Source organism: Uliginosibacterium sp. TH139, from assembly GCF_002855595.1.
Taxonomy (GTDB): domain Bacteria; phylum Pseudomonadota; class Gammaproteobacteria; order Burkholderiales; family Rhodocyclaceae; genus Uliginosibacterium; species Uliginosibacterium aquaticum.
In genome coordinates, this window is record NZ_PKRR01000002.1 from 430,314 (window position 1) to 454,083 (window position 23,770).

Consider the following 23,770-nt stretch of genomic DNA (forward strand, 5'->3'; position numbering starts at 1 on the left):
GGCGGAAAGCCCACCCCTGCCCAATTCCACCCGTCACGCCCCCATCTGCACCACGATGGATGCATCGAACCTCCGGGCAGATTGTTATACTCACGCCTTCGCGCGCGGAGCCCAGCGCCGTCCCCAAGAGCCCAAGAGAAGATCATGAACAAAATCATCTACACCCTGACCGACGAAGCCCCGGCACTGGCTACCTACTCCTTTCTGCCCATCGTGCAGGCATTTACCCAGCCCGCCGGCATCACCGTCGAAACCCGCGACATTTCGGTGGCCGCGCGCATCCTGGCGAATTTCCCCGAAGCCCTGAAGCCCGAGCAACAAGTCCCCGACACCCTCGCCGAGCTGGGCGAACTGGCCAAGACACCGGAAGCCAACATCATCAAGCTGCCCAACGTGAGCGCTTCGGTACCGCAGCTCAAGGCCGCCATCAAGGAACTGCAGGCGCAGGGCTACGCCGTGCCGGACTACATCGAGGCTCCGGGCAGCGAAGCCGAGCAGAAGATCAAGAACCGTTACGCCAAGGTGCTCGGCAGCGCCGTGAACCCCGTACTGCGCGAAGGCAACTCGGATCGCCGCGTGGCCAACGCCGTCAAGCAGTTCGCCAAGAAGCATCCGCACTCGATGGGCGCCTGGTCGGCTGAGTCGAAGTCCCATGTCGCCAACATGGTGAACGGTGACTTCTACGGCAACGAACAATCCGCCGTGATCGCCGCCGCCGGCAGCGTGAAGATCGAGTTCAGCGACAACGCCGGCAACACCAAGCTGCTCAAGGAAGTGAAGGTGCAGCAGGACGAGCTGATCGCCGCCACTTTCATGAGCGCCAAGGGCCTGCGCAAGTTCTACGAAGTGCAGATCGCCGACGCCAAGGCCAAGGGCGTGCTGTTCTCGCTGCACCTGAAGGCCACCATGATGAAGGTCTCCGACCCGATCATGTTCGGCTACGCCGTGCAGGCCTTCTACAAGGACGTGTTCGCCAAGTACGCCGACGTGTTTACCAAGCTGGGCGTGAATCCCCGCAACGGCATCGGTGACGCCTACGCCAAGATCCAGACCCTGCCGACCGCCCAGAAGGAAGCCATCGAAGCCGACCTGCGCGCCGCCGAAGCTGCCGTGCCGGTCGCCATGGTCGATTCCGACAAGGGCATCACCAACCTGCATGTGCCGAGCGATGTGATCGTCGACGCCTCCATGCCCGCCGCCATCCGCGCCTCCGGCCAGATGTGGAACGCTGCCGGCCAGCAGCAGGACACCAAGTTCGCGATTCCCGATCGCTGCTATGCCGGCGTGTATCAGGCCGTCATCGAAGACTGCAAGGCATTCGGCAAGTTCGACGTGACCACCATGGGCACCGTGCCCAACGTCGGTCTGATGGCCCAGGCGGCCGAAGAATACGGCTCACACGACAAGACCTTCGAGATCCCGGCCGACGGCGTAGTGCGCGTCATCGCCGCCGATGGCAGCGTGCTCACCGAGCACAAGGTCGAAACTGGCGACATCTGGCGCATGTGCCAGACCAAGGACATCGCGATCCGCGACTGGGTGAAGCTCGCCGTCACCCGCTCGCGCGCCAGCAACACCCCGGCCATCTTCTGGCTGGATGACGCCCGCGCCTATGACCGCAACCTGATCGCCAAGGTCGAGACCTACCTCAAGGATCACGACACCAGCGGACTGGAAATTCGCGTGCTCTCCCCGGTCGAAGCCTGCAAGCTGTCGCTCAAGCGTATCCGCGCCGGCCAGGACACCATCTCGGTTACCGGCAACGTGCTGCGCGATTACAACACCGACCTGTTCCCGATTCTGGAACTCGGCACCAGCGCCAAGATGCTCTCCATCGTGCCGCTGCTGGCCGGTGGCGGCATGTACGAAACCGGCGCCGGCGGCTCTGCACCGAAGCACGTGCAGCAGTTCCTCGAAGAGAACTACCTGCGCTGGGATTCGCTCGGCGAATTCCTGGCTCTGCAGGTGTCGATCGAAGAACTCGCCGTCAAGACCGGCAACAAGGCGGGCGCCGTGCTGGCCGAGACGCTGGACGAAGCCAACGCCAAGTTCCTCGACAACAACAAGTCGCCCGCCCGCAAGGTTGGTCAGATCGACAACCGTGGCAGCCACTTCTACCTCGCCCTTTACTGGGCACAGGCTTTGGCGGCTCAAAGCAAGGATGCCGGCCTGCAGGCCATCTTCAAACCGGTCGCCGAAAAGCTGACCGCCGACGAAGCCAAGATTGCCGGCGAACTGATCGGCGCACAGGGTAAGCCAGTGGACATCGGCGGTTACTACCACCCCGCTCCGGAGAAGTGCTCGGAAGCCATGCGCCCCAGCGCCACGCTGAACGCCGCATTGGCCAGTATCAAGTAAGCACGCATGAAAAGGGCGTGGTATCCACCACGCCCCAGAATGCCCAAGCCCCGGACTGCGGGGCTTTTTTTCGCCCGCCTCAGCCCCGACGCCAGGGCCGGTGAAGCCGCAGGTCGTCCAGCACCGGCACCACTGCCATCAGCACCAGCAGCAAGGCAAGCGGCAACGTCGCCAGATAGCCCACATACTTGAAACCATAGGCCCCTAGCAGCCCTCCCAGAAAAAAACTCAAAAGCAGTGATCCGAGCACCCTGAGCCGGGCGCGGTTTGCCCGCACATCCGGGTGCAGGGGGTCGCTGGAGCGATTCCAGTAGAACAGCTTGCCCAGCTCCATGCCGATATCGGTCACCACACCCGTGATGTGGGTGGTACGGATCTCGGCATTGGACGATTTGGAGATGACGGCGTTCTGCAACCCCATCATGAAACACAGCAGCATCACGGTCACCGGCACGAACAGCCCCTCAATCACCGACAGGCGTGCCCCCAACAGTCCGAAGGAGAGCAGCAGCGCAGCCTCCAGCAGCAGCGGCAAGGCATACTCGCTATGCCGAGCGCGCCGCCGGCTGTAATTGACCATGATTGCCGTTGTCGCCGCCCCACCAAGAAACGACAGCAGCGCCCCGAGCCCGGCCAGAGCGAGCCCGACATTGCCGAGCACGAAATTGTCGGCCATCGAGGAGACAATGCCGGTCATGTGCGAGGTGTATTGACGGGTGGCCAGATAGGCCCCCGCATTGGTCGCACCGGCCACGAACGCCAGGGTGAATCCCAGATGCCGGTTGCTTTCTGCGCTGCGAACCCGACCCGTCAAACGTCGTGCGTAATCGATGGGCATGCTCTTGATACACCTTCCACTCAGGTGCCAGGCACCGACGCCAAACTTACTGCCGGCCAGTACTGCCGAAACCACCTGCCCCGCGTTCGGTCGCTTCGAAAGCCTCGACCACGTTGAGCTTCACCTGCACCACCGGCACCACCACCAGCTGCGCGATGCGGTCCATAGGCTGAATCGTGAAAGGCTCCTTGCCACGATTCCAGGTCGATACAAACACCTGCCCCTGATAGTCCGAATCGATCAAACCGACCAGATTGCCCATCACGATGCCGTGCTTATGGCCCAGGCCCGAGCGCGGCAGGATCATCGCAGCCAGCCGCGGATCCTCCAGGTGCATGGCCATGCCGGTGGGGATCAGATGCGTGTCACCGGGATTGATCGTCAGCGGCTCATTGATGCAGGCACGCAAATCCAGCCCAGCCGCACCGGCAGTGCCGTACTGCGGCATGTTGTCATGCAGACGGGCGTCGAGAATCTTGATGTCGAGTTGATGCATTTTAGGAAGAAGAGAAAAAGTTAAAGAAAAAGCTCAGCCCAGCATCCGGGCCAAATGCGCCACGATGCCGGCTGCGACTTCGGTTTTGCTTGCGCGCGGCAAGGGGTGCGAGCCGGCTGCGTCAAACAGCACCACCTGATTGGTGTCGCCGCCCATGCCATCCTGCACCAGATTGCCCACCACCAGCTGCAGGCGTTTGGCCTGGAGTTTGCCACTGGCGTAGGTGTCCAAATTCTGGCTCTCAGCCGCAAAGCCGACACAGAATGGGGCGGCCGGCAACGAGGCCACCTCGGCCAGGATGTCCGGATTGCGGGTGAGGTTGAGGGTCAGGCCATCACCCGTCTTCTTAATCTTGTCGGCAGCCACATCCAGGGGGCGAAAATCTGCCACTGCCGCCACGCCGATGAAAATCCGCGCCTGCCCGACGCGCTGCATCACGGCCTGATGCATTTCACGCGCGGTCTGCACATCGATGCGCTCCACCCCATACGGCACCGGCAAGGCCACCGGGCCACTGATCAGCTGCACCTTCGCTCCCGCAAGCGCCAGCGCACGCGCCAGCGCATAGCCCATCTTGCCGGAGGAGATATTGGTGATGCCGCGCACCGGATCGATCGGCTCGTAAGTCGGCCCGGCCGTCATCAGCACTGTCTGGCCGGCCAGCGGCTTGGCCTGCAGGGCGCTAATCAGAGCTTCAACAATGGTTTCAGGCTCAGTCATGCGCCCTTCACCCACCTCACCGCAAGCCTGCTCGCCGGCATCCGGACCGATGATGCCGACGCCATCGGCGCGCAACTGATTCACATTGCGTTGCGTGGCCGGATTGCCCCACATCTGGCGATTCATGGCCGGCGCCACCAGCAAGGGGCAGGCGCGCGCCAGAGCCAGCGTCGACAACAGATCATCCGCCAGCCCGTTGGCGATCTTCGCCAGCGTATTGGCCGTGGCCGGCGCGATCAGCAGAGCATCGGCCGAGCGCGTCAGATCAATATGGCTCATGTTGTTAGCGCGGCGATCGTCCCAGGGGTCAGTCCACACCGGATTGCCTGACAGCGCCTGAAAAGTGGTTGGCGTCACGAAGCGCGCGCCGTTTTCCGTCATTACCACATGCACTCGCGCGCCGGCCTTGATCAGCAGCCGGGTCAGCTCAGCTGCCTTGTAGGCCGCGATGCCGCCGGAAACGCCCAGCACGATGGTCTTGCCCGAGAGTTCAGTCATGCCCCAGTTCCGAAAAGGTAAGAATCCCGCAGTCCGCAATTCTATCCCGCAAGCACCATGGCAATCACTGACTGGCCCGAAGAAGAACGCCCGCGCGAACGCCTGCTGGGCCACGGGGCGGCCGCACTGTCCGATGCCGAACTGCTGGCGATCTTCCTGCGCGTGGGTGTGCGCGGCAAGAGCGCGGTGGATCTGGCCCGTGATCTGATCGCCCATTTCGGCAGTCTGAGCCGCCTGTTCAATGCCCCGCTGCCCGAGTTCAAGGCCTTCCACGGAATGGGCGAAGCAAAATTCGCCCAATTGCAGGCCGTTCTGGAAATGGCACGGCGCGCGCTAAACGAAACCTTGCGCAGCCGTGATGTACTCGGCTCGCCCGGCACAGTGCGTGACTGGCTGCGTCTGAAACTCGCCCACCTGCCTCACGAGGTCTTCATGGTGCTGCTGCTCGATGCCCAGAATCAGCTCATCGAAGCGCGCGAACTTTTCCGGGGAACCCTGACGCAAACCTCCGTATACCCACGTGAAGTCGTGAAACTCGCGCTGGCTCACAATGCCGCCGCCGTCATCCTGGCGCACAACCATCCTTCTGGCGTCATGGAAGCCAGCCGTGCCGACGAGCTGCTGACCAATGCTCTGAAACAGGCTCTGGCACTGGTAGATGTGCGAGTACTGGATCACTTCATCGTGGCCGGAAACGCAACGCCGCTTTCCTTTGCCGAGCGTGGCCTGTTATAGTTGCGGTCTTTCCAGCGCGTGGGCTTGAGCTCTGCCTGATTTTCAGGCTATACTCGCGTGCTTTACGGAACCAGTTACCGGAGCGAGATATGTCTCGAGTTTGTCAAGTTACGGGCAAGGGCCCGATGGTCGGAAACAATGTTTCCCACTCCAACATCAAGACCAAGCGTCGTTTCCTGCCGAACCTGCAGAATCGCCGCTTCTGGGTCGAAGCAGAAAACCGCTGGGTCAGCCTGCGCGTCTCGAACGCCGGTCTGCGCACCATCGACAAGAAGGGCATCGACGTCGTGCTGTCCGAGCTGCGTGCTCGCGGCGAGAAGTTCTGATCGCCACCACGACTCATAGAAATAGCGGAGATTAAAAATGGCTAAAGGCGGTCGCGAAAAGATCAAACTGGAATCCACTGCGGGTACCGGCCACTTCTACACCACCAACAAGAACAAGCGCACCACCCCGGGCAAGCTGGAATTCAGCAAGTACGACCCGGTGGTTCGCAAGCACGTGATTTACAAGGAAACCAAGCTCAAGTAAGCGCTGTGTGCGGCGCGGCCCGCACCCTCGCACTCTGGCTGGTTCCGACCTGCTGTACCCGAAAGCCCGCTCCTGCGGGCTTTTGCGTTTCGATACAGGCTCTCCGAAATGACTCACGCGTCTACTGAAAATCTGAACGTCGTCTCCTTCGATCACATGCCCTCGCCGGGCGAGATCAAGGCCCGTGTGCCGCTCTCCGATGCCGCAGCGGCTTCGGTCGAATCAGGGCGTGCCACCATCAAGGCCATTCTGGATCGCAAGGATCCGCGCCCGATGGTAATCGTGGGCCCCTGCTCGATCCATGATCCGGTCGCCGGTCTGGACTATGCCCGTCGCCTCAAGGCGCTAGCCGACGAAGTGGCCGACACGCTATGCGTGGTGATGCGGGTGTATTTCGAAAAGCCGCGCACCACCGTGGGCTGGAAAGGTTTCATCAACGATCCGCGCATGGACGACTCCTTCCACATTGAGGAAGGCATGGAGCGTGGCCGCAAGTTCCTGCTCGACATCGCCGAACTGGGCCTGCCTGCAGCCTCCGAGACACTGGACCCAATCGCCCCGCAGTACTACGGCGACCTGCTCTCCTGGGCCGCCATCGGCGCCCGTACCACTGAGTCACAGACGCACCGCGAGATCGCTTCCGGTCTTTCCTCGCCGGTAGGCTTCAAGAATGGTACCGATGGCTCGCTCGACGCCGCCGTGAATGGCTGCCTGTCGGCCTCGCAGCCGCACAGTTTCCTCGGCGTGAATGACGCAGGCGAAACCTGCATCGTGCGCACCCGCGGCAACCGCTACAGCCACGTCGTGCTGCGTGGCGGCGGTGGTCGCCCGAATTACGACACGGTCTCCGTGTCGCTGGCCGAACAGGCCATGGCCAAGGCCAAGCTGCCGGCCAACATCGTGATCGACTGTTCGCACGCCAACTCATGGAAAAAGCCTGAATTGCAGCCGCTGGTGATGAAGGACGTGGTTGGTCAAATCCGGGCCGGCAACCAATCCATCGTCGGCGTGATGATCGAAAGTTTCATCGAAGCGGGCAACCAGTCGATTCCGAAGAACCTCGCAGAACTCCGCTACGGCTGCTCGGTCACCGACGGCTGTGTCGCCTGGGATACCACCGCACAGATGCTACGTGAAGCCCGCACTGCGCTGCGTGACACGGTCGCCCAGCGCCAATCCTGATCCCCTCTCTTTCCTGAAAAAGGCAGAACCATGAGTCTGGTCACCCCCTTCAAGGCCCTTCGTCCGGCCGCCGGCCGTGCCGCCGAGATCATCGCCCCGCCCTACGACGTACTCTCGTCGTCTGAGGCCATCGAGCGCGCCGCCGGCAAGCCGTGGAGCTTCCTGCACATTTCAAAGCCGGAGATCGACCTGCCTGCCGGCACCGACATCTACTCGCCCGCGGTGTATGCCAAGGCAGCCGAAAACATGCAAAAGATGCTCGACGCCGGCGTCATCACCCGCGACGACAAGGCCTGCTACTACGTCTATCGCATCATCATGGGCAGCCATGTGCAGACCGGCATCGTCGCCGCAGCCTCGGTGATCGAATACGACAATGGCCGCATCAAGCGCCATGAATTCACCCGTCCGGACAAGGAAGACGATCGCGTGCGCCAGATCGAGGCCCTCAACGCCCAGACTGGTCCGGTCTTCCTGGCCTATCCGGACGCCCCCGCCATTGACGCCGTGCTGACAGCCACCATCGCCGGCACGCCGGATGCTGACGCCACCGCCGATGACGGCATCCGCCACACCCTGTGGGTGGTACGTGATGACGCGACCATCACGCAATTGAACAAGAGCTTCGATGCCCTGCCCGCGCTCTACATTGCCGATGGTCACCACCGCTCGGCAGCCGCCTCGCGCGTCGCTGCCTCGCGTCGTTCAGCCAACCCGCATCACACCGGGGACGAGCCCTACAACTACTTCCTCTCCGTGATTTTCCCGGCCCATGCGCTGAAGATCATGGATTACAACCGCGTCGTCTGCGATCTGAACGGCCTCTCGAAGGACGAGTTGCTGGCGAAGATCGCAGCCGCCTACAGCGTGACGCCTTCTACCGCGCCGGTGAGGCCGGCAGCACACGGGGAAGTCGGTATGTATCTGGCCGGCCAGTGGTACCAGCTCAAGGTGAAACCCGAACTGATCCCTGCCGATCCGGTCGAGCGCCTGGACGTGAGCCTGCTCACCGCCCACATTCTGACCCCGATCCTGGGTATCGCCGATCTGCGCCGTGACAAGCGCATCGATTTCGTCGGCGGCATCCGTGGCCTGCCTGAGCTCGAAAAGCGCGTCAATAGCGGCGAGATGGCCGTAGCCTTCGCGATGTGTGCCACCACTATGAACGACCTGATGTCAGTCGCAGACGCAGGTCAGGTGATGCCGCCGAAGTCGACCTGGTTCGAACCGAAGCTGGCCGATGGCATGGCCTCACACGCAATCGACTGAAACACGCAACAGACGCAAAAAAGCCGACCCGCAGGTCGGCTTTTTTCATGGGCAGCATTCGCCTCAGTTGATCACGATGCGTGAGTTGAGCGGCTGCACTGGACGGTTGTTCGGGTGATGCATGACATGCGAGAAGTGGTTCACCTGCTCATCCGAGCTTTCCACCGCCTGCTTCAGCACGATCCATGACACGCCTTCGCTGCACGGTGGCGTCGTCAGCGAGCCGCTGAAGTAGTAGTAATCGCGTTTGCGCGGCAGCAGCTCCCCTGCGAGCAGCTTTCCATCAAAGGCCTGCTTGGTATTTGCAGCCTCCGGCATCTGCTGCCAGATCCGCGCCAGTCCGCTCTGTGCCTTGCCCGGCTTGAACATCACGGCTACTACGGCAAGCCTGCCGTCCTGGTCCTGATGGACGAGGTGGCCCTCAAGCGGAAACTGCTTGCCGTGAATGGTGTTTTCGCTGGGGGCATGAAAATGTACCTGCTTGAGCTCGAAGCTGTGATCGCCGAGGCGAAGCATGCTGCCCGGCGCAAAATTGGCCTGGATAGTATGACCGTTGTTGAGCACCTCGGTGACGGCTGTCGTATAGCTGAAGCGCAGTTTCGGCAAAGCCGCTTTCAGCTCGCCGCTCACGTTCACCGGCGACTGGTTCTTGCCCGCACCACAGGCCGCAAACTCGGGCGCCAGCTCGCCCCAGTGAGCGGGAGCCGCCTCACCGTCATAGGCCCAATGCACAGCTTCAGCCGCCATGCAAAGCGGGGCAGACAGCAGCATTGCCAGCGCGCTGGCAGACTTGATCCAAGCTTTTTTCATCATCAGCTTCCTTTTCAAAACACTACCTGTGCCGGCAACGCCCGTTGCCAGCGGGGGCTTGAATGCTGGTCTTGCTGCAGCGCAAAATCAAGGCGCAGGATCAAATCCGGAACGCAGCGGATATTCAGACTGCCGGATTGGCCGTTCAGCCCAGCCCCCGGAGATGCTCCAGCACCGGGTTCAGGAAAGCGGCACCGAGACGCTGACTACGTGCGCCATTCCAGCCGGTGCGAGAGTCCGGCGCATTGGCATTGTCCTTGAATGGCATTTCCAGCGTCAGGGCGACGCAACCGAAAGTGGCTGCGGCCCACTTCGAGCACAACGTCATCATCTCGTCGGTAAAGCGGTCGTCGGAGTAACCATGCTCAGTCTGAAAATCCGGGCTCACGCGCTTTAGATTCGCCAGGAAAGCCGCCTGCAACTCCAGATTGCGTGCCCCATAGCCCGGCACCATGTGACTGCCATCGATGAAAACATAAGGCAAGGTCTCGTCACCGTGAATATCGAGAAAAAGATCCGCTCCACGCTTCTTCATCGCACGCTGCGCATGCCATACCTCCGGGCTGCGCTCAAGCGTCGGCGCATGCCACTCACGATTCAGGTTCACTCCGGCCGCATTGCTGCGCAAATGCCCCAATGCGCTGCCATCCGGGTTGATATTCGGAATCAGATGGAAGCACGCCCGGCTGCGCAGCTCGCGCGCCACCGGATCGGCTGGATCAAGCAGGCGGCTGATGAACCCCTCCATGAACCACTCTGCCATGCTCTCGCCCGGATGCTGGCGCGCCTGCAGCCACACGCTTCTGGGCCCCGTTCCGATGTGCAGCAGATCCAGGTCGCGTCCGTGCAGACTGGTGCCGATACATTCGAGCTGCACCAGCGGCGAAGCTGAGCAACGCCCTAGAAAATCCAGCCGGCGCTCCTGTGAATAGGGCTCGAAATAAGCGAGCCACACAGTGTCATGCTGCGGTGTGAATTCGATGGTCAGCAGCTCTCCGTCATAGCGTGTATCGGCAATGCGGAACCAGTCCGCACGGTCATAACTCGCAGCACACTGGTAACCATGCCAGCCATCGGCATAACTGCATGCACCGGCATTTTCGATGACCAATCGCAGCGGCACTCCACGCACACCGTGCAGGCGGAAGTGGAACCACTGCAGGAACTGGCCGCCCGCATCGGGGCGAATGGCCAGACGGATATCGGCGGGATTGGCAGCATCAAGTACTTCAATGTTGCCGCTGTCGAAACAGGAACTGATATGGAGGCTCATGGCAGAACTATTCGGATGGATGCACTCAAGAAATCACATGTCACGCGCCTGCGTAACATGCCATGCAAAACAAACAGCGAGCCGCTGCGGCATCCCGGGCATGGCAGCCTGCAGCCAGCGCCGGATAGCAGGACCTTCGTCCTGCGCGGCGGCTCCCGACCAAAGAAGAAAATAGGACGAACTCCGCAGGGGGTCATCACGATAAAACAGGAAGGGCTCGTCGCTAACCCCACTATTGACATAAATGATATGCCAGCGACCACCCCGGAAGGACTGCAGAATATCCTCCGGAGCCAAACGGATACCTCCGTCCGCCAAACCACCAAATTCTGGCTGGAGATGCTTCGAAATGATCGGGGCAAGACTCTGCCTGCGGGTAACCGTAAGGCCGCGATCCACCCCCGTGCAAGGCACACCCCAAGCGACTGTAGCTACCGACAGAGTCCATACAAACAGGACGCCGCGGTAGAAAAGATGGCGAAGCATCAAGCCGCTTCACGCCGGAACACCCAGCGATCCGCGTCTGATGCCGCAGGCGTGAAGACATAGCCTTCCGCATCAAACTGCTTAAGCGCGTCCGGATCCGTCAGGGCATTGACGATGGCAAAGCGGCTCATCAGCCCGCGCGCGCGCTTAGCGTAGAAGCTGACGATTTTGTAACCGGCGCCTTTGCGCTCTTCAAACACAGGTGTGATCACTCGCGCAGCCAGCTGCTTCGGGCGCACCGACTTGAAGTATTCCTCTGAAGCCAGGTTCAGCAATACAGGCTTACCGCCCTGCTGCGCCAGCTCCGCATTCAAAGCAGTGGTGATCGTATCTCCCCAGAACGCATACAGATCCTTGCCGGCAGGATTGGCGAGCCGGGTGCCCATTTCCAGGCGATAGGTCTGCATCAGATCCAGCGGGCGCAGCAGCCCATACAGGCCGGAGAGCATGCGGAAATGCTTCTGCGCAAACGCGATCTGCGCGGGCGTGAAACTGTAAGCATCCAGCCCCTCATATACATCGCCATTGAAGGCGAACATCGCCTGCCGCGCGTTCTGCGCCGTGAAGGGTCTCGCCCATTCGGCGTAGCGGGTGAAATTCAGGGTCGCGAGGGGATCGGAAAGCGTCATCAGCTTTGCGATCTCGGCCGGACTCTTCTCGCGCAGGAGGTCAATCAGTTGCGCGCTCTGGTCGAGAAAGGCTGGCTGGGTGAAGTCGGCAACAGGCAGAGGGCTCTGGAAATCAAGGGACTTGGCAGGGGAGACGACGATCAGCATCGGAGCACGGCGGAAACGGGGTACGGGCTGCAATGATCGGCCAAATCCGGCGAGGGCGCAAAGCCGGCCCTCCCGTCCGCGGGTCGTGTGTTCGCCCCAGCCCTGGCATACACTGCAGGCAAACCGCCCACCCGCCCTGCACGGAAAACCGAACGTGGCCGAGACTCCGCCCGACAACGAGACCATCGTCCTCAATCAGACCGTCAACGCCAGCGTGCAGCGCCGCGACACGGCCCACAACGCGCTGCCGATCGGCACCCGCATGGGTGAATTCGAAATCATCGGGCTGGTCGGTGAGGGTGGCTTCGGCATCGTCTATCTGGCGCAGGATCACTCGCTGGAACGCAAGGTGGCGCTCAAGGAGTACATGCCAGCCTCGCTGGCTTCGCGTGGCAGCGATGCCGCCGTGGTGGTGCGCAGCGAGCGACATCACGAAACCTTTGCCATCGGCCTGCGCAGCTTCGTGAATGAAGCGCGCCTGTTGGCCCGCTTCGATCACCCGGCACTGGTCAAGGTATATCGCTTCTGGGAAGCCAACGGCACGGCCTACATGGCCATGCCTTACTACGACGGCCGCACCTTGCGTGATGTGCTCGCCAGCCTTGATGCGCCACCAGACGAAGCGACGCTCAAACGCCTACTGGCGCCGGTCATGGAAGCGCTGGAGCTGATTCACGCCGAGCAATGTTTTCACCGCGATATCGCACCGGACAACATCATGATCCTGCGCGATGGCCGCCCGGTGTTGCTGGACTTCGGCGCCGCCCGCCGCGTGATCAGCGATATGACCCAGGCCCTCACCGTGATCCTCAAGCCGGGCTACGCGCCGATCGAGCAATACGCCGAAATGCCCGGCATGAAACAGGGGCCATGGACCGATCTCTATGCGCTTGCCGCCGTGGTCTATTACGCCATCCTGCACAAGCTGCCACCACCTTCAGTCAGCCGCATCGTGCAGGACAGTTACGAGCCCCTGAGTCAGCTTGCCGCGGGGCGCTACAGCCACACCTTTCTGCGCGGCATTGATGCCTGCTTGGCGGTGAAGGCCGAGGACCGCCCGCCTTCCGTTGCAGCCATGCGCGCCTTGATCGGCATGGCCGGCAGTGCTCCGGCCAGCCCGCCGGCCACACCACTGGCACAGGCGCGCACCACGCCTCCAACGCCCCAGGCAGCGGCCATTCGCGTGGATCAGGACGAGCAACGCCCCCGCCCTTCCGCTCGGCCGCAGAGCCGCCTGATAATCGTATTGGTGGCCGCTGGGCTGACACTGGCCAGCGCTGCCGGCTGGCATTTCACACGCGTAAGGCCCCCGCTACCGGCAGCCCCCATCGTCACCCAAAGCGAACCGGAAACGCCGGCCAGTGCGCCAGCACCACTTCTTGCCGCAACGGCCAGTGAGCCCCAGGCCCAGGAGTCAGCCCCCATCGAGCAGCCAGTGCCGCCCGTGCCAGTGCCCGCCAGTGCTGCGACTGTGCTCGAAACAGAGTCAGCCCCTGTCGCGCCAACCGCTGCGGCAGCCAGCTCGGCCTCGACCCGCTCCGCCATAACCAAGTCCAGAGCCCGCAGCGCGAACGCCTCTGGCGATACCGAGCGCAGCCAGGCAGAGCGCGATTACATGCGCCAGCTCAATCGCGATCTGGACAAGATGCTGCGCTGAGTCCTCAGGGCTCAAGCGAGTGGAGGCTGCGCCCGGCGGCGTCCTGTAGGCGAACCGCAATCGCCGTGTAGTTGTCATGGCGCGGCGCAGGATCGGCACTGACCACCCGGGCCATGCGCTCCAACCAGTCCGGCATGCTCGCCGCCTCGGCCAGAGTCGTCACCATCTGCGTCTCATGAACATGCTCCCACCAGCCATCGGAGCAGACCAAGAAGCAATCGCCAGCGTGCAGGGGTAAAGCCTCGCCCGACACACTCACTTCGATCCCTTCCAGATTGCCGATGGCTGAGGTAAGCAGGCTGCGCTGCGGATGGGTACGGGTCAGCTCCAGGCCGCCATAACCGGCATCAATCATGGTCTGCACCAGACTGTGATCGCGGGTCTGAAACACGACCTCACCAGCACGGAAGAAATACACCCGGCTGTCTCCAGCATGGGCCCACACGGCCTCGCGCCGCTCAAGATCAATCAGCAGCAACGCGCAGGTGGCGTGCATGTCATCCACATGATCCTGCTTGGCGACCAGTACCGCGCCGTGCGCCGCCTCAATCAGACGAGCGGCCACCGCTGAGCTCACTCCAGGCGAAGCCTCGAACATGTCCAACACGGTTTCAACCACGATCCTGGCTGCAACATCGCCGCCGCTATGGCCGCCCGCCCCGTCAGACACACACAGGCAGACACACTCGCCAACCCGAACCTGGCCGCATGCGTCTTCATTGCGACGGCGCGCTCCGATATGGCTCTGCTCGGCGCTGTAAAGGGCAAGCATGGCGGGGTCAGCAGGGCCGCTCGCCCGACGGCGCAGCGATCTCATCCGGCTGCCGCTGCAGGGCCACGCCCAACAAGGTATGCAGGGTTTCGGCCGGCACTGCCTGCTGCTCACCGAGCAACAGGCGCAATTGTTCGCCGAGGCGCTCGGCCCGCAGCTCGTCCAGCTCAGCCGGCAGGCGCAGACCCTGCATGCCCAGACCGCGGATGAAGGCCTCAAGCAAGGCATGGGGGCTGCCAGCCGGAGGGCTCATACGAGTGCTGAGCTCGAAATCAAATTCCAGGGTTTCACTCACCGCCTCAGCGTCAGCCACTACCGGAGCCGCCACGGGCGGCCGCGCGGCGGACACAAGCCTCGGGCGCACCTGACGATCGGCACCGATGTGCTCGACCAGCAAGGCCCAGCCCCCCATGCCGATCAGATCCCCTTCATGAAGGGTGACGACCTTGCCTTTACCGAGCTTGCGGCCATTGATGCAACTGGGATTACCCCCCTGATCGACAAGGAAGTATTCGCCACCTAGCCACTTGATGCGGGCCTGGATGCGCGAGAGGTGCTTGCCCGGGTCTTCCAGCAGGAGGGTATTACCTTCCTCGCGACCGATGCTGCCCCCCTCAGGGCCGAATTCGGCGCACTGCGGGCAGCCAGGAGGGGCGCCATCATGGCTCTGTACGGCAATGCGCAGCACGCTGCTCTCCTGTGGTCATGGCCGGCCGCAGCCGTACCCCCTCATTGCAGCACAGGCGCACCCGCTGCTTCAAGGGCCGATGCGGGCAGACAGCATGCGCGCGGGTAAATCCAGCGCTCAGCCTCTCCACTGGGTCATGTTGGTCGCCGTGCTGGTCACCAGGCTGGAGGTGGATGTGGCGGTGTGCATTTCCAGCGAGGTGATCTGGGCCTTCTCTGCCAGCGTCAGCAGGTTCAGCGAAATCCGGAAATCATCCTCCATCAGCTCCAGCAGCGGCATCACAGTCTGCACCAGCTCGCGCAGGCGCTTACGGGCCTCTTCCTTGCTACCGGTGCGGATCTGGGTCAGGGCATGATCAACGCTGACGGCCAGGCGGCTGAAACGGCCGATATTGTCCGGCGTGACCTCGCCGGACTCGGACACTACACGGTTGCCCCCAAGCAAACAGCCGTCAGCCACGCGGGCTGCGGCAAGCTGAAGCAGTTCTTCCAGCGACAGATTGGGATCGCCGTGCGCGCTGGCCAGCCCGATGGTCAGGCTGATGCGGATACGGTGCTCCTTGTAGGTCATCACGATGGTGTCGATGGCCCGGCGCAATCGCAGGGCGAAGGCGCCACAGGCATCCAGATCGGCAGACGGCGAGATCACCGCAAACTGACCTTCGGCGAGGTGGGCGATCGTGTCTTCCTTGCGCACCTTGGCCGACAGCAGCTTGGAGAGCTTGCGATGCACCAGCTGGCCGACGCTGTGACCGTAGCTCTCGCACAGTTTGTCGTAGCCATCGACCTGGATGACCATCACCGACACATCGCCACGGTTGCGGCGCACCAGTTGCTCGCGGCTCTCTTCGAGCTCGCGGCGGGTCTGGGCCAGTTTGACGAGGGCTTCGATGCGGGCGACCAGCTCGACGCGCGGCGTGCCCTTGGTAATGAAGTCAGTGGCACCCATGGCCTGGGCCTTCATGCGTGCTTCGTTCTCGTCTTCACCCGAGATGATCAGCACCGGCAGGGTATTCACGCGCGACAGACGCGAGCCCCGGATGCGCGACAGCAGGCCGAAACCGTCGAGGCGAGGCATGCCGATGTCGGAGATCACGACCTCGATGGTCGGGTCGAGCAGCAGGGTCTGCCAGCCCGCTTCGCCATCGACCTCTTCGCGCACATCGAACTTGTCGCGGATCTGCTTGATCAGCGAGGCGCGCACCATGCGCGAATCATCCACGATCAGCACACGCGGCAACTGCGCAACCACTTCACTCATGTCATGTCCTCTGTTTCGCCACTGCGGGCAATCTGCACCACGGTGCGGCCCGTGGCGCGGGCTGCAATGAATTCACCAAACACTTGCGGCAAAGCTTCGAAAGGGATTATCCGCATGATCGAGGCAAGATGGCGCGGCCGCAGATCAGCGGCCAGCCGCGCCCATGCGCGTTCGCGCACACTGAATCCAGCATAGACCGAATCGATGCCCAATAAACTGACGCCGCGCAGGACGAAGGGCATCATCGAAGCGCTCAGATGGCCGTCGGCTGCTAGCCCGACACTTGCCACCACACCGGTGGGTTTGCTGGTGGAGAGCGCCCAAGCCAGCGTCGCGCCCCCCAGATTGTCGATCACGCCGGCCCAGATTCCCTTGTCCAGCGGCTTGAACGCATCCAGCGGCAGTTCGCTGCGCAACATCACCCGGCTAGCGCCCAGGCTGCGCAACCAGTCGGCCTGCTCTGCCTTGGCGGTGAGGGCCACTACCTCGTAGCCCCGCCCGGCCAGCATGTCGATGGCGAGAGAGCCAACACCGCCGGAAGCACCGGTCACCAGTACCGGGCCGCGCTCAGGCTTGAGGCCATTCTCTTCCATCCGAGTGATAGCCATCGCTGCGGTCAGTCCGGCGGTGCCGATGGCCATCGATTCCTGCGAAGACAGGGACGCCGGCAGCTGCAACAACCAGCCCCCGGGCAGCAAGGCGCGCTCGGCGTAACCCCCATGATGCGCCACCCCTAGTTCGTAGCCGGTAGCAATCACTTTCTCGCCCGGCGCAAACCGGGGCGCCGCGCTGCGCAACACGGTGCCGGCCAAATCGATGCCACCGACGCAGGGGAAACGGCGCACCACCTTGCCGCTACCCGTCGCGGCCAGCGCATCCTTGAAATTGACCGAAGAGCACTCCACGCGGATCAATACATCGCCCGCATCCAGCGCCGTTTCATCCAGGCTCAGAAAGCGTCCGCACAACGCCTCACGGGTCGCAGGCGCAGAGCGTTCGATGCAGAAGGCGCGAAAAAAAGTCACCGGTAACAAGCTCTCGTAAAGGAAACAGCGCAAGTGTGAGGCCAGGCTTTGTCCGGCCGCAATGCTAATCCGCTTTTACGGCGCCGAGGCCTTCCGCGGCGCAGCAATTCCGGCATACGCCGAAAGATCTACGACCAACGGCAAACAATTGATAAAGCTAAAGATCTGCTCACCCCCTGCCGTAGAACAGGGGGCATTCCCTTGCTATGAAGAACCATGCTCGCCAAACCTCTCGATTCCGTTGACAGCTATATCGCTTACTTCAGCAGCCACGAACTCCCGGTACTGAGGCGAAGCATGCGTGCGCTGGGCGAGTTGCACAGTAACGAAGATCGCATCAGCGGCCGCTCGCTGGCCTCTGAAGTGCTGCGAGACCCGATGCTGGCCCTGCGCGTGCTGGTCTATCTGGAAACCCATCGCCATCGCAAGCAGAACCACGACATCACCACCATCGATCGCGCCATCATGATGATGGGCATCTCGCCCTTCTTCGACAAGTTCGGCAAGCTGCCGACCGTGGAGGCCTATCTCGCCAGCCATCCCAAGGGCCTGGTGGGCTTGCTGCATGTAGTCAGCCGGGCGCAGCACGCAGCGCACTGGGCACGCGATTTCGCCCTGCTGCGCCACGACATCGATGTAGACGAAGTCACCGTGGCGGCCCTGCTGCACGAAGCAGCCGAAATCCTGTTCTGGTGCTTTGCGCCAGTCTGCATGCAGCAGATCGAGCAGATGAAGAAGGATCAGCCGGGCCTGCGCAGTGTGGTGGCGCAGCAAGCCGTGCTCGGCGTGAGCATTCAGGATCTGCAGGAAGCCCTGGTCCAGGCCTGGCACCTGCCCGATCTGCTGATCACCCTGATGAGCGACGAGAACGCTCAGAATCCACGCGTGCGTACCGTGCTGCTGGCCTGCGACCTCGCCCGCCATGCCGCCAACGGCTGGAACGATCCAGCCCTGCCCGACGACTACACCGCGCTGGCCGAGCTGCTGCATATCAAGCGCAGCGCCGTGATGCAGCGCGTGGGAGCCCCGGAGGAAATGTGGGCGCCCGTGCTGGCCGGAGAGATCGCGGCAGAGTAAAGGGCTACAGGAAGCGAACGAAAGCATGCGCCGGCAGCGGCGCTTGAAACGCCCTCGCCTGCCCACCTCACCACTCTCCATGCCCGATTTTCGGGATAATGCCGGCTTCCCCGCCGTAGTTGCCGCCGCATGCCTGCCATCCACAAACTCCCCGAAGTCCTGATCAACCAGATCGCCGCCGGCGAGGTCGTCGAACGCCCGGCCTCAGTGCTCAAGGAGCTGATGGAAAACAGTCTGGACGCAGGCAGCCGGGCGATTGAGGTAGCGCTGGCCCAGGGCGGCGTGAAGCAACTACGCATCACCGATGATGGCTGCGGCATCGACAAGGACGACCTGGCCCTGGCACTGGAGCGCCACGCCACCAGCAAGATTGCTTCGCTCGAAGACCTGGAGGCCGTGGGCACCATGGGTTTTCGCGGCGAAGCGCTGGCCGCCATCGCGTCCGTCGCCCGCACCAAGATCATCAGCCGCGCCACCGGCGCTGCGCACGCCTGGCGCGTCACCGAGCGCGAACGTGAGCCAGCGCCAGCAGCCCTGAATGGCGGCACGGTGATCGAGGTGGAAGACCTCTACTACAACACCCCGGCGCGGCGAAAATTCCTCAAGTCCGAGTCCACAGAGTTCGGCCACTGCGACGATGTGTTCCGCCGCGTGGCGCTGGCCCGGCCGGATGTCGGCTTCCAATTGGCCCACAACGGCCGGGTCTCCCTGCGCCTCGCGGCGGGTGATGCCGAGCGACGAGTGCGCGAGATTCTGGGCGACGACTTCATGGCCAACTGCCGCCGCGTCGAAGTGGACAGCGGCCCGCTGCGCCTTTACGGTTTCGCCGCTCTGCCGGCCTATGCACGCGCCAACCGCGACGCCCAGTTCTTCTACGTGAACGGCCGTTTCGTGCGCGACAAGCTGATCCAGCATGCCCTGCGCGAGGCCTATGCCGACATCCTCCACGGCGCACGGCATCCGGCCTTCGTGCTGTTCCTCGACATGGATCCGGCCGGAGTGGATGTGAATGTGCACCCAGCCAAGACCGAGGTGCGTTTCCGTGAAGGCCGCGCGATTCACCAGTTCGTTTTCCATGGTCTGTCGCGCTCGCTGGCCGTGCCGGTGCAGTCCGCCAGCCTGGCGCAAGAACCTTCAGCGCCCCTCGCACCCTACAGCGGCCCCACTGAACAGGCTCGTCTCGGCGTCGAAGAGCCAAGCCTGCCGCAAAACCTCTCGGCCTGGCAGACCCGCGCAGAACCCGCCCGCAGCGAGGGCTTCCGCCCGGCCAGCTTCGAGCGTCCGAATGGCGGGGCCAGCTTCAATCCGGCCATCCTCGAACGCCTTGCCCCGCAGATGCCGAACCTGCCCGCTGCCGACGCCGGTAGCGCAAGCTCGGCCCCGCTCGGCTATGCCGTCGGCCAGATCCATGGCGTCTACGTGCTGGCACAGAATGCCCACGGCCTGGTGCTGGTGGACATGCATGCCGCCCACGAACGCATTCTCTACGAGCAGTTGAAGCATGTGCTCGATGGCGCCCCCGGTGTGCAGCGCCTATTGATTCCGGCCGTATTCAACGCCAGCAAGATCGAGCTCGCCACCGCCGAGGAGCAGGCCGACATCCTCAATCGCATGGGCTTTGACGTCGCCGCCGCCGGGCCGAACGAGCTCGCCGTACGTAGCGTGCCGGCGCTGCTCGGGCGCGCCAACGTGAGCGAACTCTTGAGAGCCCTGCTCGCCGAGCTGCGCGATTTCCCGGCCTCGGAGGTGATCGCCGCACGGCGCAACGAACTGCTCGCGACCATGGCCTGCCACGGCGCGGTGCGCGCCAACCGCCAGCTGACCCTGCCCGAGATGAACGCACTCTTGCGCGACATGGAAGCCACCGAGCGCGCCGATCAGTGCAACCACGGCCGCCCGACCTGGACCCAGCTGAGCATGAATGATCTCGACAAGCTCTTCATGCGCGGGCAATAAACCGACGCCACCATTCCTGCACTCCATTCCAAGTTGCTGAAGGCCAGCTCATGAAACGCCCCTACCTCCTCGCTCTGCTGGTCTTCCTAGTCGGCTGTGCCACGCTCGCTCGCGAAGATCTCGGCGCGCTCTTCGGCCCCGCCAATCCAACCCGTTTCGATACCCCGCATGCCGAGGCCGGCCAGGTCTCTTTCCGCACTGAAGTGCTGCCGGTGCTGGAGCAGCGCTGCGTGGTCTGCCACGCCTGCTACGACGCCGCCTGCCAGCTCAAGCTCGGTTCCTTCGAGGGCATCAGCCGCGGTGCCAGCAAGGACAACGTTTATGACGCCGCCCGCCTGTTCGAGGCGAACCCGACCCGCCTCTTCATTGATGCCGACCAGCCTTCGGTCTGGCGCAAGAAGGGCTTCCATCCGGTGCTCAACGAGTTCCCGGCCACGCCAGCGGCCGAACTGCAGGCCAGCCTGCTGGCGCGTGCCCTCGATCTGAAGGAGCGCCATCCGCTCACCCCGAACGAACCCGCACCGGACTCGCTGGACTTCTCGCTGAATCGCACCAACCAGTGCCCCAGCATCGAGGAGTACAGCGCCTTCGAACGCAAGAACCCACTGATGGGTATGCCCTTCGGCATGCCGGCCATCAGCAGCGCGGAAAGCGGCTTGCTGCGGCGCTGGCTGCAGCAAGGAGCGCCCTACGAAGGTTCGCGTCCGCTGGCGGCCAGCGTGACGGCTGAAATCCGCAAGTGGGAGCGTTTCTTCAACGGCAGCTCGCTGCGCGAGCAACTGGTATCCCGCTACATCTACGAGCACCTGTTTCTCGCCAATCTGTATTTCGAAGGCGAGCCGGAGCTACGCTACTTCCGCCTGATCCGCTCCACCACGCCCTCGGGCCAGCCCGCCCGCGAGATCGCCAGCCGCCGCCCCTTCGATGATCCGGGCAAGGCCCCGTTCTACTACCGCCTGCTGCCGGTGGAAGAAAGCATCGTCGCCAAGTCGCACATGCCTTATGCCCTGAGCGCCCAGCGCATGACGCGCTGGCAGGAGCTGTTCTTCACGCCGGATTATCAGGTCACGAGCCTGCCGGGCTACGCGCCCGAAATTGCCACCAACCCCTTCAGGGCGTTTGCCGCTTTGCCGGTCAAATCACGCTACCGCTTCATGCTTGATGAGGCCGAATTCACCGTGATGGGCTTCATCAAGGGTCCGGTATGTCGCGGCCAGACCGCACTGAACGTGATCAATGATCACTTCTGGGTCTTCTTCCAGGATCCGGAAACCCTCACCAGCTCGGACGCCGAATTCCTCTCCCTGGAGAGTCGCAACCTCGCCCTGCCCGCAGCGGAGGAGAGCAACTCCCTTGTGCTCACCCCCCTGATCCGCTATTCCCGCCAGGAAGAGCGCTACCTGGAAGCCAAGTCCGCCTATCTGGAAAAACGCTTCGCCCGCCCAGAAGACGTTTCGCTGAACCTGATCTGGAATGGTGATGGCCAGAACCCCAATGCAGCTCTGACGATTTACCGCCATTTCGACAACGCCACCGTCATGAAGGGGCTTGCTGGCCAGAAACCCAAGACCGCCTGGGCCATCAGCTACTCACTGCTTGAGCGCATCCACTATCTGCTCACGGCGGGCTACGACGTTTTCGGCAACCTCGGCCACCAGGTTAACACCCGTCTCTACATGGACTTCCTGCGCATGGAAGGTGAATTCAACTTCATTTCCATGCTGCCGCAGGCCGAGCGCATTGGCGTGCGCGACTACTGGTACCGCGACGCCAGCCAGAACGTGAAAGATCACGTTTACGGCAAGTACGCCCATTTCAATCAAGAGTCAGGTATCTCCTTATCCGGCCAGGGGCGTCCAGAGCATGAACTGATGGGCCTGCTGGCAGCACGCCTTCAGCCGGCCCTGCCCTACAAACACAATCTGTCTGCCCTGCCGGACAACGGTCTGCGCCGCGAACTGGAAACCCTCGCTGCGATTCGCGGCAGCAGCCTCAGCTGGCTGCCCGAAGCCAGCTTCCTGCGCATCGAAGAGCCCGGCCGTGCGCCGCTCACCTTCACGCTGCTGCGCAACACTGCCCATCGCAACATCACCATGCTGCTGCGCGAGGACAAGGCCGTGGTGCCCGCCGAATACGGTCTGGACGTGCTGCAAGGCATCGCCACCGCCTACCCGAACGCCTTCTACCGCCTCCAGCGCAAAGATCTGGCGGAATTCACCCAGCGCATCGCCCGCCTCGGCAGCAAGGCAGACTATCGCGAACTGATGGAGCGCTTCGGCATACGCCGCACCAGCCCGGATTTCTGGGCCATGAGCGACGCTATCAATGCGGACTACCGTCGCCAGGAACCAATCGAAGCGGGCATCCTCGATCTGAACCGCTTCGAGAATCGCTGATCCTTCGCAAGTCACACACCACTTGTTGCGCAAATTTTGCGCAACAAGTGGTCTCAAAATGCGATAATCGCGGCCCTTTCTCCGCTCTACCCTCCCCCGCCGTGATGCAACTCGACAGAATTCTCCAATCTCAGGGCTTCGGCTCGCGCAAGGAATGCCGCAAGCTCGTGCGCGATGGCGAAGTGAAAATCGGCGGCGTAGTCGCCACCGATCCCTTTGCGGAATACGAGGAGAAAGGCTTCCAGTTCGAAATCGCCGAGTGGGAATGGGAATACAGCGAAAAGGTTTACGTAGCCCTGTACAAGCCTGCCGGCTACGAGTGCTCGCATAAACCCAAGCACAACGAAAGCATCTACCACCTGCTGCCCGAACCCCTGGTAGCACGTGATGTACAGAGCGTTGGCCGCCTCGATGTGGATACCACCGGTCTGCTGCTGTTCTCGGATGACGGCCAGTTTATCCACGCCATTTCCTCGGCCAAACGCCAGGTCACCAAGAGCTACCGAGCCACGACCAACCAGCCCGTACGCGACGAAGAAATCGCCCAGCTGCTGGCCGGCGTGCAACTGATTGATGAGCCCGAACCGGTCGCCGCACTCGAAGCGCGCAAGGTCGGCGAGAAGCAGATCGAGCTGGTGATCGACCACGGTAAATACCACCTTGTGAAACGCATGATCGCTGCGGCTGGCAACCATGTGGACAAGCTTCACCGCTATGGCGTGGGCGGCCTGTCGATGGAAGATGGCACCCTCCCCGAGATGGAGCCGGAAGACTGGTGTTATCTGCGCCCCAAGCATCTCGCCCTGCTCGGCTACCAGCCCTGAAAACAGGATAGATCCGCGGCACCGGGCAATTTCGACACACCGCAAGCTACCGTTGTACGCCTGCGCATCGGGTTTCGACTTTGCCCCGCTTGCCAAGAAGCTATTCACGATCTGTAGCGAGAGGCCGTCAGCAGGGCATCGAT

21 protein-coding genes and 1 pseudogene are annotated in these 23,770 nt (G+C 62.6%); 11 read left to right on the forward strand and 11 right to left on the reverse strand.

The window, feature by feature from the left end; translation table 11 throughout:
- Window positions 1–144: 144 nt before the first annotated feature.
- A complete protein-coding gene (locus C0V76_RS05560; RefSeq protein WP_101941379.1) occupies window positions 145–2,358 on the forward strand; it encodes an NADP-dependent isocitrate dehydrogenase in 2,214 nt (737 codons plus the stop codon).
- Between the two features lie 85 nt (window positions 2,359–2,443).
- On the opposite strand, the pseudogene C0V76_RS05565 reads toward C0V76_RS05560, so the two are convergent.
- The 3 genes and pseudogenes from C0V76_RS05565 to coaBC form a co-directional block, all read right to left on the reverse strand.
- Window positions 2,444–3,196, reverse strand: a pseudogene (locus tag C0V76_RS05565) (YoaK family protein); the annotation flags it as partial.
- A gap of 46 nt (window positions 3,197–3,242) precedes the next feature.
- Window positions 3,243–3,692, reverse strand: coding sequence for a dUTP diphosphatase (gene dut, locus C0V76_RS05570; RefSeq protein ID WP_101941381.1), 450 nt, complete (start codon window positions 3,690–3,692; stop codon window positions 3,243–3,245).
- A 33-nt stretch (window positions 3,693–3,725) separates the two neighbouring features.
- Complete coding sequence (gene coaBC, locus C0V76_RS05575) at window positions 3,726–4,910, reverse strand: bifunctional phosphopantothenoylcysteine decarboxylase/phosphopantothenate--cysteine ligase CoaBC (protein ID WP_101941382.1); 1,185 nt, start codon at window positions 4,908–4,910, stop codon at window positions 3,726–3,728.
- A gap of 57 nt (window positions 4,911–4,967) precedes the next feature.
- Here coaBC and radC point away from each other — a divergent pair, with 57 nt between their 5' ends.
- The 5 genes from radC to C0V76_RS05600 all read left to right on the forward strand — a co-directional run bounded on the left by radC (window position 4,968) and on the right by C0V76_RS05600 (window position 8,627).
- Window positions 4,968–5,645: a DNA repair protein RadC gene (radC, locus tag C0V76_RS05580; RefSeq protein WP_101941383.1), complete on the forward strand. Its 678-nt coding sequence runs from the start codon at window positions 4,968–4,970 to the stop codon at window positions 5,643–5,645.
- Between the two features lie 89 nt (window positions 5,646–5,734).
- Window positions 5,735–5,971 (forward strand): 50S ribosomal protein L28, encoded by a 237-nt coding sequence (rpmB, locus tag C0V76_RS05585; RefSeq protein WP_101941384.1) that lies wholly within the window; start codon window positions 5,735–5,737, stop codon window positions 5,969–5,971.
- A gap of 37 nt (window positions 5,972–6,008) precedes the next feature.
- Window positions 6,009–6,176 (forward strand): 50S ribosomal protein L33, encoded by a 168-nt coding sequence (gene rpmG / locus C0V76_RS05590; protein WP_101941385.1) that lies wholly within the window; start codon window positions 6,009–6,011, stop codon window positions 6,174–6,176.
- 108 nt (window positions 6,177–6,284) lie between these two features.
- A complete protein-coding gene (locus C0V76_RS05595; RefSeq protein WP_101941386.1) occupies window positions 6,285–7,358 on the forward strand; it encodes a 3-deoxy-7-phosphoheptulonate synthase in 1,074 nt (357 codons plus the stop codon).
- A gap of 30 nt (window positions 7,359–7,388) precedes the next feature.
- Window positions 7,389–8,627 (forward strand): DUF1015 domain-containing protein, encoded by a 1,239-nt coding sequence (locus C0V76_RS05600; RefSeq protein WP_101941387.1) that lies wholly within the window; start codon window positions 7,389–7,391, stop codon window positions 8,625–8,627.
- A gap of 63 nt (window positions 8,628–8,690) precedes the next feature.
- On the opposite strand, the gene C0V76_RS05605 is transcribed toward C0V76_RS05600, so the two are convergent.
- The 4 genes from C0V76_RS05605 to yaaA all read right to left on the reverse strand — a co-directional run bounded on the left by C0V76_RS05605 (window position 8,691) and on the right by yaaA (window position 11,972).
- Window positions 8,691–9,440 (reverse strand): carbonic anhydrase, encoded by a 750-nt coding sequence (locus C0V76_RS05605; RefSeq protein ID WP_254048194.1) that lies wholly within the window; start codon window positions 9,438–9,440, stop codon window positions 8,691–8,693.
- 142 nt (window positions 9,441–9,582) lie between these two features.
- The gene (locus tag C0V76_RS05610) at window positions 9,583–10,710 is read right to left on the reverse strand and encodes a M14-type cytosolic carboxypeptidase (protein ID WP_101941389.1); all 1,128 of its coding nucleotides are present in this window, start codon (window positions 10,708–10,710) and stop codon (window positions 9,583–9,585) included.
- A 33-nt stretch (window positions 10,711–10,743) separates the two neighbouring features.
- On the reverse strand, window positions 10,744–11,196 hold the full coding sequence (locus C0V76_RS05615; RefSeq protein ID WP_101941390.1) for a hypothetical protein: 453 nt from the start codon (window positions 11,194–11,196) through the stop codon (window positions 10,744–10,746).
- Complete coding sequence (yaaA, locus tag C0V76_RS05620) at window positions 11,196–11,972, reverse strand: peroxide stress protein YaaA (RefSeq protein ID WP_101941391.1); 777 nt, start codon at window positions 11,970–11,972, stop codon at window positions 11,196–11,198. The genes C0V76_RS05615 and yaaA overlap by 1 nt, the downstream gene beginning before the upstream one ends.
- Window positions 11,973–12,126: 154 nt before the next feature.
- On the opposite strand from yaaA, the gene C0V76_RS05625 reads away from it, so the two are divergent.
- A complete protein-coding gene (locus C0V76_RS05625; RefSeq protein ID WP_216821660.1) occupies window positions 12,127–13,629 on the forward strand; it encodes a serine/threonine-protein kinase in 1,503 nt (500 codons plus the stop codon).
- Between the two features lie 4 nt (window positions 13,630–13,633).
- On the opposite strand, the gene C0V76_RS05630 is transcribed toward C0V76_RS05625, so the two are convergent.
- From C0V76_RS05630 to C0V76_RS05645, 4 genes are all read right to left on the reverse strand, one after another.
- Window positions 13,634–14,401: a PP2C family serine/threonine-protein phosphatase gene (locus tag C0V76_RS05630; RefSeq protein WP_101941392.1), complete on the reverse strand. Its 768-nt coding sequence runs from the start codon at window positions 14,399–14,401 to the stop codon at window positions 13,634–13,636.
- Window positions 14,402–14,408: 7 nt separating this feature from the next.
- A complete protein-coding gene (locus tag C0V76_RS05635; protein WP_101941393.1) occupies window positions 14,409–15,089 on the reverse strand; it encodes an FHA domain-containing protein in 681 nt (226 codons plus the stop codon).
- Window positions 15,090–15,206: 117 nt separating this feature from the next.
- Window positions 15,207–16,349, reverse strand: coding sequence for a response regulator (locus tag C0V76_RS05640; RefSeq protein WP_101941394.1), 1,143 nt, complete (start codon window positions 16,347–16,349; stop codon window positions 15,207–15,209).
- On the reverse strand, window positions 16,346–17,374 hold the full coding sequence (locus tag C0V76_RS05645) for an acryloyl-CoA reductase (RefSeq protein ID WP_101941679.1): 1,029 nt from the start codon (window positions 17,372–17,374) through the stop codon (window positions 16,346–16,348). The genes C0V76_RS05640 and C0V76_RS05645 overlap by 4 nt, the downstream gene beginning before the upstream one ends.
- A gap of 216 nt (window positions 17,375–17,590) precedes the next feature.
- On the opposite strand from C0V76_RS05645, the gene C0V76_RS05650 reads away from it, so the two are divergent.
- The 4 genes from C0V76_RS05650 to C0V76_RS05665 all read left to right on the forward strand — a co-directional run bounded on the left by C0V76_RS05650 (window position 17,591) and on the right by C0V76_RS05665 (window position 23,627).
- Window positions 17,591–18,451: an HDOD domain-containing protein gene (locus C0V76_RS05650; protein ID WP_101941395.1), complete on the forward strand. Its 861-nt coding sequence runs from the start codon at window positions 17,591–17,593 to the stop codon at window positions 18,449–18,451.
- Between the two features lie 129 nt (window positions 18,452–18,580).
- On the forward strand, window positions 18,581–20,407 hold the full coding sequence (gene mutL / locus C0V76_RS05655) for a DNA mismatch repair endonuclease MutL (protein WP_101941396.1): 1,827 nt from the start codon (window positions 18,581–18,583) through the stop codon (window positions 20,405–20,407).
- A gap of 50 nt (window positions 20,408–20,457) precedes the next feature.
- Window positions 20,458–22,803 (forward strand): fatty acid cis/trans isomerase, encoded by a 2,346-nt coding sequence (locus tag C0V76_RS05660; protein ID WP_101941397.1) that lies wholly within the window; start codon window positions 20,458–20,460, stop codon window positions 22,801–22,803.
- 104 nt (window positions 22,804–22,907) lie between these two features.
- Complete coding sequence (locus C0V76_RS05665; RefSeq protein WP_101941398.1) at window positions 22,908–23,627, forward strand: pseudouridine synthase; 720 nt, start codon at window positions 22,908–22,910, stop codon at window positions 23,625–23,627.
- Window positions 23,628–23,770 lie beyond the last annotated feature (143 nt).